At 72.8% G+C, this 13,105-nt stretch carries 6 protein-coding genes; all 6 read left to right on the plus strand.

Features of this window, described 5'->3' with window-relative positions; translation table 11 throughout:
• Nucleotides 1-27: 27 nt before the first annotated feature.
• The 6 genes from CGL27_RS38030 to CGL27_RS38055 are packed head-to-tail and all read left to right on the plus strand — an operon-like array spanning nt 28 to nt 12,777.
• On the plus strand, nt 28-1,551 hold the full coding sequence (locus CGL27_RS38030) for an acyltransferase domain-containing protein (protein ID WP_119992204.1): 1,524 nt from the start codon (nt 28-30) through the stop codon (nt 1,549-1,551).
• Nucleotides 1,552-1,590: 39 nt separating this feature from the next.
• Entirely contained in the window at nt 1,591-7,596 is a 6,006-nt protein-coding gene (locus CGL27_RS38035) for an SDR family oxidoreductase (RefSeq protein ID WP_119992205.1), read from the plus strand.
• Nucleotides 7,593-9,974: an SDR family NAD(P)-dependent oxidoreductase gene (locus CGL27_RS38040; RefSeq protein ID WP_119992206.1), complete on the plus strand. Its 2,382-nt coding sequence runs from the start codon at nt 7,593-7,595 to the stop codon at nt 9,972-9,974. Before CGL27_RS38035 ends, CGL27_RS38040 begins: the two co-directional genes overlap by 4 nt.
• Before the next feature lie 12 nt (nt 9,975-9,986).
• Entirely contained in the window at nt 9,987-10,424 is a 438-nt protein-coding gene (locus tag CGL27_RS38045; protein WP_014056060.1) for an ester cyclase, read from the plus strand.
• A complete protein-coding gene (locus tag CGL27_RS38050; RefSeq protein ID WP_078640011.1) occupies nt 10,421-11,347 on the plus strand; it encodes an SDR family NAD(P)-dependent oxidoreductase in 927 nt (308 codons plus the stop codon). Before CGL27_RS38045 ends, CGL27_RS38050 begins: the two co-directional genes overlap by 4 nt.
• Entirely contained in the window at nt 11,344-12,777 is a 1,434-nt protein-coding gene (locus CGL27_RS38055; protein ID WP_119992207.1) for a cytochrome P450, read from the plus strand. Before CGL27_RS38050 ends, CGL27_RS38055 begins: the two co-directional genes overlap by 4 nt.
• Nucleotides 12,778-13,105: the final 328 nt, after the last annotated feature.

The raw sequence follows: 13,105 nt of genomic DNA on the forward strand, positions 1-13,105 counted from the left end.
CACCACCCCACTCATGGAGGCATCGGCATGTCCAGCAATCCGTCCACAGGCGTCACGACGGCCTTCCTCTTCCCCGGACAAGGCGGCTTCGACGGCGAGGCGCTCCGCCGGGCCAAGGAGCGCCATCCCCAGATCGGCCGGGTCTTCGAGCGGCTCGACGCCGTGACCGAGGAGCTCTACGCCAGCCGCATCTCCGAGGTGCTCTTCGGCGAGCGCAAGGCCGATCTGCGCGATCTGCTCGACAACGACCCCTGGGCCTCCCAGGTCGCCATCTACGGCGCGGGCCTGGCCGCCTATGAGATCCTCGCCGCCCAGGGCGCCACCCCCGACGTTCTGGCCGGGCACAGCCTCGGTGAGATCACCGCCCTGGTGGCGGCCGGGGCGTTCTCGGTCGAGGACGGGGTCCGGATCGTCGCCCAGCGCGTCGCCGTGATCGAGCGGCAGGGCGGTGTCGACGGCCGCATGGTGGCCCTGGCCGCGAGCGCCGAGCGCACCCGCAAGCTGCTGGAGCTGGTGGACGAGCCGCTGCTGGCCGTCGCCACCGAGAACCACGACGAGCAGACCGTGGTCAGCGGCCCCGCAAAAATCCTGGACCGGGTCGTGGCGATCGCCGGACAGCTGGACGTGGGCGCCATCGAGATCGACACCCCCTTCCCCTTCCACACCCCGGCGCTCGCCCCCGCCGCCCCCGAGTTCGCCGCCTACGTACGGAAGCTGGACCAGCATCCGCTGAACCGCCCGGTCTACTCGCCGATCCTGCAGCGCTACTACGAGCCGGGCGATGTGCTCGCCGATCTGCTGGCCGAGCACTTCACCCGGCCGGTGCGGTTCGCCGCGGCCGTACGGCATCTGCGGGAGAGCGGCGCCGAGGTGTTCGTGGAGGCGGGCGGGCGCGCCGCGCTCTCCAAGCTGGTCGCCAAGGTGACCGATGGCTCCGAGGTGCGGTCGCTGCCCACGCTGGCCCTGACCGGGGGACGGCTCGCCCTCGACGGAACCCTCGAGGCGCTGCGCGAGGCCGGTCTGGCCGCGCCCGAGCGCGGCGGGCTGGCCGAGCTGCTGGCCCCCTCGGTGCCCTCCGACGTCTTCGCGGCGTACTGGAGCGAGCGCGGCCACATGGTGCTGGAGCTGGTCCGCACCGAACTGGACGCCTTCCGCAAGTCCGCCGAGGCCGAGCGCGCCGAGCCCGAGCCCGCCGTCGAGGCCGCTCCCGAGACCGCCCCCGCGGCCCCGTCGGCCCCGTCGGCGTCCGAGCCGCGGCCGGAGGAGTACGACCGCGAGCGGCTCTTCGACGAGCTGCGGACCCTCTACGCCGAGGCGCTCGAATACCCCGAGGACGTCTTCGAGGACGAGGTGCAGCTCGAGGCCGAGCTGGGAGTCGACTCCGTCAAGCAGGTCGAACTCCTGTCGCGGGTCTCCAGTCGGTACGGGCTGCCGCCGCGCGAGTCCGGCTTCCGGCTGGCCACCTACAACACCATGGGCAAGATCACCGACTTTGTGCTGCAGCAGATGAACGACCAGGGGGCCCATGCGCCGGCCTCCGCCACGGGCTGAAGCGCCCACCCCCTCGTCGCAGAAGGAGTCAGTCGTTCCATGAAAGACCTCACGGGGAAGGTGGCCCTGGTCACCGGAGGTTCCAAGGGCGTGGGAAAGGCGATCGCGCGCACCCTCGCGGCCCGCGGCGCCGACATCGTCCTCAACTATTTCCACTCGCACGACCAGGCCAAGCGCACCAGGGACGAACTGGTGGCAACCGGCGCCCGGGTCGAACTCGCACGGGCCTCGGTGGCCCGGCAGGAGCAGGTCGACCGGATGTTCGCCGAGATCGAGGAGCGCCACGGGCGGCTGGACATCCTGGTCAACAGCGCCGCCAACGGGGCCCTGCTGCCCCTGGCCGAGGTGACCGACGAGGACATCGCCAAGGCCATCGACACCAACTACAAGGGGGGACTGCGCTGCGCCCGCGGCGCGGCCCCGCTGATGGCGCGCACCGGCGGCGGGTCGATCGTCACCGTCTCGGCGCTCGGCGGCTCGCAGATGGTGATGGCCAACTACTCGGCCTGCGCCCCCGCCAAGGCGGCCGCCGAGGCGGCGACCCGCTATCTCGCCGTGGAGTTCGCCCCGCTCGGCATCCGGGTGAACACCGCCTCGGCCGCGATGCTCGAAAGCGATGTCGCCGACAAGTTCCCCCGGGCCCGGGAGATGCAGGAGGTGATCGCCAGGGCGACGCCCTTCGGACGGTTGGGCACCGCTGAGGAGTTCGCCGACGTCGTCGCCTTCCTGGCCTCCGACGCCTCGCGGTGGATCACCGGACAGGTGGTGCTCGCGGACGGGGGACTGACGCTGGGCGCCGCGCTCCTGTCCCCGCCCGCCGCCGCCCCCGTACGGGAAGAGGCCGCACCGGCGCCCGAGTCCGTCGTGGCCCCGGCGCCCGAGGCCGAACCCGTCGTGGCCCCCGAGCCCGTACGCCACCGGGCCGCCGCCGTCACGGAGGCGGCCGTCGCCGAGGCCGTGGACGCGCCCGGCCCCGACCTGCCCCCCGATGTCCCCGACGACGCGATCGCCGTCGTCGGCATGGGCCTGGCGGTCGCCGGGGCGAACAGCCCCGAGGAGTTCTGGAAGCTCCGTACGACCGGTGACGAGCTGTTCGTCAAGATCCCCCGGGACCGCTGGCGGCATGAGAACTTCCACGCCGTCGACACCGCCGCCGAGGACAAGGCGTACGCCGACCGCTGCGTCTTCATCACGGACTTCGAGGCGGCCCCCGGCTCCGTCGACAGCATGGCCGACGGCACGGACGACCACGAGCTGACCACCATGTGGCTGCGCCACAGCCTGGTCCAGGCCCTGGACGGGGTGCGCCACCAGGACACCGACCGCTGCTCCTTCGTCGTCGGCTACACCCCCGACGGCAGCCAGCACCTCGAAGAGGCCGGGGTGCTGGACAGCGTCACCCGGATGACGCAGGACATCCTCCGGGACCTGCCGCTGGAGGACGGCGAGCGCACCACCCTCGGCGGCGACATCGAAGCGGCCCTGGCCCGCCGCTACTGGCGCGCCGGACAGGACCGCTCGCGCTTTCTGCCGCACCGCGTCGGCGAGCTGGCGATGCGCGGGCTGCTGCCGCCCTCCACCGAGCTGCACATGGTGGACACCGCCTGCTCCTCCTCCCTGTACGCGATCGACATCGCCGCCAAGGGCTTGCTCATGGGCAAGCAGGACATCGCGGTCTGCGGTGGCGCCTTCGCGCTCGCGCCGCGCGGCACCGTGCTCTTCTCCAAGCTCCAGGGGCTCTCCAAGCGCGGTGAGGTGCACGCGCTGGACGAGGACGCCGACGGGGTGATCTTCGCCGACGGCGCCGCGCTGGTCGTCCTCAAGCGGCTGAGCCGGGCGCGGGCCGACGGGGACGAGGTGCTCGGGGTGCTCCGGGCGTTCGGCTCGTCCTCCGACGGCAAGGGCAAGGCCATCTACGCGCCCAACGCCGCGGGTCAGAGCCTGGCGGTACGGCGCGCCCTGGAGGCGGGCGAGGTCGAGGGCGGTGCGGTGAGCTGGGTCAACGCCCACGCCACCGGCACCCCGGCCGGTGACCTCGCCGAGTTCACCACGCTGCGGGAGTACTACGGCACCGCGGGACCGGCCGCGGTCACCTCCAACAAGTCCCTGATCGGCCACACCGGCTGGGCGGCGGGCGTGGTCTCGCTCATCGAGAACCTGCTGGGCCTGGCCGAGCACACCATCCCCGGTCAGTTCCGCTTCTCCCGGCCCCGCGAGGACTTCCGGCTCGCCGAGACCGGACTGGAGATCACCCCCGAGCACAAGGAGTGGCCGGGGAAGCCGGACGGCCCGCGGCTGGCCGCGGTGTCCGGGTTCGGCTTCGGCGGCACCAACGCCCATCTGATCGTCTCCGAGCACCGGCCGCGCCCCGCCGCCGCGAGCGCCACCGCCACCGACCGGGCCCCCGCGACCGTCACCAAGGTCCCCGACCCCGGCAGCCGGGTGGCGATCGTCGGCTGGTCGGCCCATCTGCCGGGGCTGGAGGGGCGCGAGGAGGTCACCCGCTGGCTGGGCGGCGGTCCGCGCCCCCGCGACAGCTTCGGCCAGGAGTACCCGGCGCCGCCGTTCAACAAGGTGCGGCTGCCTCCCAAGACCATCCGCGCTCTGGACCGCTGCCAGCTGATGATCGTGGAGTGCGCCCATCAACTCCGCGACCAGATGCCGGACTTCTGGCAGGAGCAGGCGCTCAAGACCGGCGTGTTCGTCGGCCATATGGGCCCGACCCGCGCCGCGATGCTCTACGCCAACCGCTGCTATCTCGACGACATAGCCGAGGCGATCGGCGAGCTGGACTCCGATGCCCTGCCCGGTGTTCTGGAGCGGCTCGGCGACCGCGTACGCGACATGATCCCGGCCTCCAACGAGGACTCCTTCCCCGGCCAGATGCCCAACATCATCTCGGCCCGGGTGGCGAACTACTTCGACCTCAACGGCCCGAACATGACGATGGACTCCGGCTTCGCCTCCGCCGTCTCCTCCATCACCTCCGCGGGCCGCTATCTGCGCACCGGGGAACTCGACTTCGCGCTCGCGGGCGGGATCAACGGCAACAGCCTCGCGGAGTACCGCACGCTGATCGGCGAGCTGCTGCCGCCGGAGGCCGAGGAACTCGCCGAGGGCGCCTTCCTGTTCGCCCTGACCACCGAGGAGCGGGCCCGCGCCGCGGGGCTCGAGGTGCTCGCGTACGTGGACGAACCGCTCGGTGCCGTCGAGGCGGGCCGCGGCGAGGCCGCCCCGGACGAGATCCTGATGTGCGGCGCGCCCGCCCCCGAGCACGCCCGCTATCTCGGCGCGGCCGGCGGTCTCGCCGTCCTCAAGGCGCTGCACCGGCCCTCGGGGAGCGTGGAGATCGCCACCGACGAGAGCGAGGGCGCCGCCGGGGCCCGGCTCCGGCTGACCATCCCGGGGACCGGTGAGGACGCCGGGCCCGGCCCCGCGGAGGCGGCCCCGGCCGCGCTGCCCGCCGCGTTCGCCACCGACGGGCGGCTCGCGGACGGCACCCCCGTACGGGTCCGCCGCCAGGTGCCCGTCCTGACCGAGCTGCCCGCGCGCACCGTGCGCGAGCGCACCCCGTTCCTCCCCGCGGGCGCGGTGGTGCTCACCGACGCGCCCGAGCTGCTCGCCGGTGCCGCTCCGCCGGAGGCGGACCTCACCGTCCTGTCCACGGCGCCGCTCGGGGCCCCGCGCCCCGGCTGGCACCATCTGCCCGAGGTCACCGAGGAGTCGGTGCGCCGGGCTCTGGCCGGTGCGGGCCCCGGGGCCATCCACCTCAGGGTGGTCGCCGACCTCGGCCAGGCGCCCGCGGACGGCCCCGCGCCCGGCCTCACCGCCCTGCACGACGCCGCCTATCTGACGCTCCAGCACGCCTACGACGACCTGGGCGACCCCGGCTCCTCGGCCGTGGCGCTGCTGCTGGGCGCCGCGCCCGACGGCACCCCGCATCCGTACACCGGGCTCTTCACCGGGCTGTGGAAGACCGCGGCCCTGGAGCGCGACGCCTGCCTCGCCTTCACGCTCTGCACCTCCGCCACCGACCTCAGCGAGGCGATGGCCCGGGCCGAGGAGGAGAGCGCGGCCGATCGGGTCTTCCCCGCGGTGTTCGACATCGACGGCGTACGGAAGACCTATCTGCTCTCCGACGAGCCGGGCGGCCCCGGCGAGGGGGCGCCGGCCGTTCTCGGCCGGGACTCCGTCGTGGTGGTCGCCGGGGGCGCCCGGGGCATCACCGCCGAGGTGGTCAAGGCGGTCGCCGAGCACTTCCGGCCCCGGATCTACGTCCTCGGCAGCAACTCCCTGGACGACTGGCCGCCGGAGACCTATGAGGGCACCGACGAGGAGTTCGCCGCCCGCCGCGCGGGCTACATCAAGACGGAGATCGCCCGGCGCGACGGCCGCACCGTCGCCGACATCAACCGCGCGTTCGACCGCATGGTCAACGCCCGCTCGGCGCGCCGGAACCTGGACGAGATGGCCGCCCACAGCGGGGCCGGCCGGGTCACCTACCTCGCCTGCGACATGCGCGACGGCGGCGCGGTGGACGCGGCGATCGGCCAAGTTCTGGCCGAGCAGGGGCGGATCGACCTGCTGGTCAACGCCGCCGGGCTGCAGCGCTCGGGGCTGATCAAGGACAAGAGCTTCGCCGAGTTCACCGCCATCCGCGATCTGAAGCTGGACTCCTACCTCCACCTCAAGCGCGCCCTGCGCACCGCGCCGCCCCGGCTGTGGTGCAACTTCGGCTCGCTGCTGGGCTACTTCGGACAGCTCGGGGAGGCCGACTACGCCGCGGCCAACGACTTCCTGGCCGCCGCCGCGACCCACACCCGGGCCACCGATCCGCGCACGGACGAGTTCACCATCGGCTGGACGCTGTGGGAAGGCGTCGGCATGGGCGCCAACGAGCTGACCAAGGCGTACTACGAACGCGCCGGGTCGTACAGCAACATGGCCATCGCCGAGGGCATCCACCACTTCGTCCAGGAGCTGCACGCCCCCGTGCGGCGCCCCTCCGTCGTCCACCTCGGCGACGCCGAGCGCGCCACCGTCGAGCGCTTCTACCCCGGCTATCTGGCCACCACGGGCGAGGCGGAGCGGCCCGGGTTCTTCCTGCGCCGGCTGCTGGAGTCCGATGAGCGGTCGGTGGTCTACGAGTGCGCCTTCGACCTGGAGACCGACGGCTATCTGGAGCACCACACGGTGCGCGGCGAGGCCACCCTGCCCGGCACCTTCGTCACCGAACTGGCCGCCGAGGCCGCCCGCGCCCTGGTCCCCGGCAAGCGGGTGATCGCCTTCGAGGACCTGCGCTTCGAGCACTTCCTGCGGGTCTACCGCGACCTCCCGGCCGGTCCGAGGCGCATCCGCGCGGAACTGGTCGACGGCCCCGGCGAGGTGACCGTCGTCCAGGTGCGGATCACCGAGGACGTGGTCGCGCCCAGCGGAGTGGTCCTGGTCAAGGACCGGGTCCACTTCCTGGCCCGGGTGCTGCTCGACACCGAGGCGCCCACCGCGCCGCGCTGGGAGGAGTGGCCGACGGGGGAGGAGACCCCGGTCCCCGACCCGTACCACCAGCCCGGCTCCCCGGTGCGGCTGACCGGCCCGTTCGTCTCCACCACCGACACCCGGATCCATCCCCGCGGCAAGCGCGCCCGCTACGCGCCCGACATCCCGGCGGGCGACCCGGTGTGGTCCCGGTTCACCGTGCCGTCCATCCTGCTCGACGGGCTGGCCCGGGTGGGGGTGCTGGATCTGGTCGACGGGCATCTGGTGCCGGTGGCCGCGCCGCTGTCGATCCGCCGGATCGATCTGTACGAGGAGATCAGCGATCACGATCTGGCCGCCTCCGGCGAGGCAGTCGACCTCTTCGTCACCCCGCCCGGCTTCGATCTGACGGCCGACGCCATCAGCAACCGCTTCGTGGCGGTACGGCCCGACGGCCGGATGCTCCTGCAGATGAAGGACATGCGGGCCACTCTCATCGGCTACATCGACGCCGAGACCGGCGAGGCCGTCCCCGTCGAACAGGCGGCAGCGGGGGAGGACCGGACATGACCGTGGCCGAGGAAGGCGCGCCGGTCCAGCCGGTGACCCGGATGGTGTGGCGGCTCAGCGAGCTGCCGCGCCCCGCCGGGCCGCACCCCCGGCTCGCCGGGATACGGGTGCTGCTGATCGGCGGCGAGGAGGACATCGCCGCCGGTGTGGAGCGCGAACTGAAGGAACACGGCGCGCTGGTGCGCCGGGAGCCGGACGGCCCCGGCCCCGTGGACGCCATCGTCGACCTCACCGTGGGCCGGGCGTACGACCCGGACCCCGCCGCCTTCGCCGGGGCCTGGCGTCAGGCGCTGACCGGGACCGTGACCGCGCTGCGCGGCGTCTACGACGACTGGGCGGCGGAGACGACCGCGGACCGGCTGTTCTATCTCGCCGTCAGCTATCTCGGCGGCGGGATGGGCCAGCATCCGCGGGACGGTCTGGAGCAGCCCCTGGGCGGCATCTGGGCGGGGCTCGCCAAGACCCTGCACCGGGAGTTCCCCAATGTGAACGCCCGCGTCGTGGACATCGACCTGGCCGCCTCCGCCGGCCTGCCCGGCATCGTCGCCGCCGAGCTCGGCCGCACCGGCGAGATCGAGGTCGGCCACCGGGACGGCCGCCGGTTCACCCTCACCCCCGAGGACCGGCCCGTGGCCGCGCCCGCCCTCACCCTCGGCCCCGAGGACACCGTGCTGATCTCCGGCGGCGGCCGGGGCATCGGCTGGGAGCTGGCCAGGTCGCTGGCCGCCCGGCACGGCGTACGGGTCGTGGTCACCGGCCGGGAGCCGTTCCCGAGCGGGGACGAGCCCTGGTTCGGCGTGGACGAGGCCGGGTGGAAGCGGTACGAGAAGGAGGTCTGGGCGGGCCGTACGAAGGGCGAGTCGCCCGCGAAGACCCGGGCCCGGCTCGCCCGCACCCACCGCCTGTGGGAGCTCGCCACCCATCTGACCCGCGCCCGGCGGGAGGGGCTGCGCGTCGAGTACGCGCGCTGCGACTTCACCGACCGAGCCCAGGTGCGCGAGCTCATCCGGCGCGAGGACGCGCTGGAGGGCGGCAGGCTCGCCGGAGTGGTGCACAACGCCGGAGTGGACACCTCCGCCCGGCTGCCGAAGAAGACCGACGAGGAGATCCTGCGCACCGTCGAGGTCAAGATCGAGGGCTTCCTCAACGTCTTCGAGGAGGTGCGCGACCGCGACCTGAAGTTCTTCTGCAGCGTAGGCTCCCTCACCGGACGCCTCGGCGGCATGGTCGGCCAGCTCGAATACGCCGCCGCCAACGACGGGCTGGCCAGGCTCGGCCAGTGGGCCGCCCGCCGGGCCGCGTTCCCCGTGATGACCCTCGCCTGGCCCACCTGGGACCGCATCGGGCTGATCGCCAACTTCGCCGCCACCCTGCGCTACATGGCCGCGATCGACGTGGCGGACGGGCTGGAGCGCTGGCGGGCCGAACTGCTGGGGGCCTCCGAGGGCGAGGTCACCTTCGTCGGGCCGCTGGGCCAGGCCATCGACCCGGGACAGGCCATCGGCTATCCCGTGGTGCCCGCGCTGCCCGGTTTCGCCACCGCCTATCCGAAGATCTTCCACCTCGGCGAGGTGACCGCCTACCAGCCGCACGCCCGGATGACGGCACGCGTCGTCCTCGACCCCGAACACACCCCCGCGCTCGGCGACTTCCGCGTCGACGGCGCCCCCGCGCTGCCGCCCTCCCTCCTGCTGGAGAACGCCCTGCGGGCCGCCGAATGGATCGTCCCGGAGGACTTCCCGGCGCTGACGGCCGGTGTTCTGGAGGAGATCGTGGTGCCGCTGTCGCTGCTGCGCCTGGACGGCCCCGCGATCCGGCTGGTCCGCGAGGCCCGCGGCTTCCACGAGGGGCACAACTGGGTCGTGGAGGTCCGCTACCGCCGGGAGGGGGCCGGGGACGGCCCCGAGGCCGGCCTGCGCATCGTCCACGAGACCGGCGCGCCACGGCCGCCCGCCCCACCGGGCCCCACCGTCCGGCAGACCACCACCCTCCGCTCCGGGCCGCCGTTCCTGCACTGGCGCGGCGCCGTGGTGCCGCTGTGCGCATGGGGAGTGGAGCCGGAGGGCCGGCTGGTGGCCGAGGTTCCGCGCTGCCTGCCGGCCGACCTGTGGGCGACGCCCCTCGTGCCCGGGACGGCCCTTCCGGTCGCCGCCCTGGAGAACGTGGTGCGGCGGTGCACCACCCAGGGCGACGGGCTCTCGGTCACCGCCGACCCACTGATCCTCGGCCGCATCACACCGCACTCCGCCGAGCGCGGACCCACCCGCGTCGAGGGCGATCCCTCGCTCGGCGTCTGGCGGATCACCGACGCAGACTCCGGGGACCCCGTGGCGACCGTCTCGGGACTCTCCGGCCCGCTGGGAAACACCACGGAATAGAAAGGGAACCCCATGTCCACTCCCGAACAGAACAAGGCCGTCCTCGAGCGCTACTACGAGCAGTGCCTCAACAAGGGCAATCTGGACGTCATCTACGAGGGCGCCACCGAGGACCACATCAGCCACGGCACCGCCGAGAACGGCAAGGAAGGCGTGGAGCACCTGAAGGAGTGGGTGCGGCTGCAGCGCGCCTCCTTCCCCGACCTCCAGGTCACCGTGAACGACTGGATCCTGGACGGGAACAAGGTCGTCAGCCGGTTCACCGCACGCGGCACCCACACCGGCGACGCCTACGCGGGCATCATCCCGGCGCAGGGCCGCGCGCTGGAGATCCCCGGCATCGTCATCGACGAGTTCAACGACGAGGGCAAGATCGTGGAGAGCTGGTTCTCCATGGACAGCTACGACCTCGCCACCCAGCTCGGGGCGTTCGACGCGCCCCCCGCGTGACCGGCCGCTCGCCGGCCCCGGGACCCGGGGCCGGCCTCCCGGTCCTCATCACCGGCTGCTCCTCCGGAATCGGCCGCGCGTGCGCGCTGCGGCTGCACCGGGCCGGGCATGCCGTGTACGCCACCGCACGGCGGCCCGAGACGCTGGATGAGCTCGCGGCGCTCGGTATCCACACCCTGGCGCTCGACGTCACCGACGAGGAGTCCATGGCCACCGCGGTCGCCAAGGTCGAGGCGGCGCACGGCGCGGTGGGGGCGCTGGTCAACAGCGCCGGCTACGCCATGTCGGGCTGTATCGAGGAAGCCTCCATGGCCGAGGTGCGCGAGCAGTTCGAGACCAATGTGTACGGACTGGTCCGGCTCAGCCAGCTCGTGCTGCCCGCGATGCGCGCCCACGGCGGCGGCACCATCGTCAACATCTCCTCCATCTTCGGCCGTTACGCCGTCCCCGGCTCGGGCTTCTACAACGCCACCAAGCACGCCGTGGAGGCGCTCAGCGACTCCCTGCGGAACGAGGTGGCCGACTTCGGGGTGCGGGTCGTCCTCGTCGAGCCGGGCCCGGTGCGCACCACCCGCTTCGGTGCCACCTACGTCGCCAATCTGCGGCCGGTGAGCCGGACCTACGAGACCTTCCGCCGGGAGAGCGCCGAGTACTTCGAGGCGATCTACACCGGCAGCCGCCGGACCCTGGCGGGCACCTTCGCGATCCAGTCCGACGACGTGGCCCGGCGGGTGGCGAAGGTGGTGGCGAAGGGCGCCCGCGGCTCCCGGCCGCGCGCCCGCTACCCCGTCGGACTCCTCGCCCACAGCACGATCGCCCTGCGGCGCCTCGCGCCCGACGCCCTTTTCGACCATCTCTTCGTGCGCCGCCTCTTTCCGGTGCCCCGCGGGCCGCGGCCGCGAAAGCAAGGAGACCACCGATGAGCACAGCGACCTCCGCACCGCGCCTGGCACCCGGCCCCAAGGGTGTCCCGCTGATGGGCAGTCTGGGCCCCTGGAAGCGGAACACCGCCGAATTCCTCCTCGGTCTGCAGCGCGACCACGGCGAGATCGTCCGGATGCGGCTCGGCCCCTTCCTGGTGCACCAGGTGACCGAGCCCGAGGCGGTGCGCCGGGTGCTGGTGGAGAACAACGGCAACTACGTCCGCGGCCCGCTCTACGAGCAGTTCGGCGTGGTCATGGGCAAGGGACTGCTCACCACCGACGGCGAGTTCTGGCGCGCCCACCGGCGGGCGGTGCAGCCGGTCTTCCTCAAGAACGCCATCACCGACATCATCCCCAACATCATCCGGGCCACCGAGGAGATGCTGGAGACCTGGGAGCGCAAGGCCGCCGCCGGTGAGCCGGTCGACCTGATGACCGACATGCTGCGGCTGACCCTGGTCACCCTCAGCCGCTCGCTGTTCGCCTACGACATCAAGCCGGACTCGGCCATGCTCAAGACGATCGTGGACGATGTGGTGGAGGTGATGTTCCGGCGCGGCACCGCCACCGAGATGCTGCCCTCGTGGGTGCCGACGGACCGTCAGCGCAAGATCCTCAGGATCCACCGGGTCTTCGACCGCATCGTGGCCGATGTGCGCCGGAGCTACGCGGAGACCGGGGAGGGGCCGCTGATCGCGCTGATGGAGCAGGCCACCGACCCGGCCACCGGTGAGCCCTGGACCGATCAGCAGATCAAGGACGAGCTGCTCACCGTCTATCTGGCCGGCCATGAGACCACGGCCGTCTCCCTGTGCTGGACGCTGCTGTCGATCGCCGGCCACCCCGGGGTCCAGGAGGAGCTGGACGCCGAGATCGCCACGGTGCTCGGGGGCGGGCTGCCGGACGTGGCGAGCGCCGAGTCGCTCACGTACACCAAGATGGTCGTCGACGAGAGCCTGCGGATGCACCCGCCCATCTGGATCTTCCCCAGGGCGGCGGTGGACGCGGACACCCTCGGCGGCTATGACATCGAACCGGGCTCCTCGGTGCTGCTGTCCCCGCTGGTCTCCCACCACAACCCGCGCCACTGGGACAACCCGCTGGCCTTCGACCCGTACCGGTTCACCCCGCAGGCCATCAAGGAGCGGCCGCGGATGGCGTACCTCCCGTTCGGCACGGGGCCCCGGCAGTGCGTCGGCAACTTCATGGCGCTGCTGGAGCTGCGCATCATCGTGGCCATGGTGAACCAGCGCTTCCGGATCAGCCGGATCCCGGGGACCGAGCTGAGGTACGGCTCGCCGGTGATCTCGCTGCGGCCGCTGCAGAACGTGATGGTGACGGTGACCCCGCGCGAGCGGAGCACCGCCGAGCCCCGCCCGTCCCGGCGGACCGCCTCCGCCGCTCCCGCCGCCTGCCCCCACCACCCGTAGGCCCCGCCGTCACCCGGATCCGGCCCGATCCACCCGTTGGTGGCCGAACCCGCCCTTTCCCGTCCGCCGGAAGGCCGTACGGGTGGTAAAAAATCCGTAAACGCCTTGGGGGAGGGCGAGTTGGGAAGCGTGCCCCTATGGGCGATCGGCCGCCCTGTGCGCCGCGGCCGTCGCGGAGAAGGCGGCGGGCCCGCGCAAGGCGGTGATCATGGACGTGAGCGTCCCCTTCCACCGCGGTCCGAAGGCGTAAGCGGAAGCTGAGTTCCGGGCCGGGCGGGACCCCGCCGCCTTCCCTGATGTCGCGCGGACGATCTCGCCCGGGAAAGCG

The organism is Streptomyces sp. 11-1-2, assembly GCF_003595545.1.
GTDB classification, from domain to species: domain Bacteria; phylum Actinomycetota; class Actinomycetes; order Streptomycetales; family Streptomycetaceae; genus Streptomyces; species Streptomyces hygroscopicus_B.

Excerpts from the sequence above, each read along its gene's own strand:
- CGL27_RS38030 (WP_119992204.1), top strand. The coding sequence starts at position 28 with ATGTCCAGCAATCCGTCCACAGGCGTCACGACGGCCTTCCTCTTCCCC.
- CGL27_RS38035 (WP_119992205.1), top strand. The coding sequence starts at position 1,591 with ATGAAAGACCTCACGGGGAAGGTGGCCCTGGTCACCGGAGGTTCCAAG.
- CGL27_RS38040 (WP_119992206.1), top strand. The coding sequence starts at position 7,593 with ATGACCGTGGCCGAGGAAGGCGCGCCGGTCCAGCCGGTGACCCGGATG.
- CGL27_RS38045 (WP_014056060.1), top strand. The coding sequence starts at position 9,987 with ATGTCCACTCCCGAACAGAACAAGGCCGTCCTCGAGCGCTACTACGAG.
- CGL27_RS38055 (WP_119992207.1), top strand. The coding sequence starts at position 11,344 with ATGAGCACAGCGACCTCCGCACCGCGCCTGGCACCCGGCCCCAAGGGT.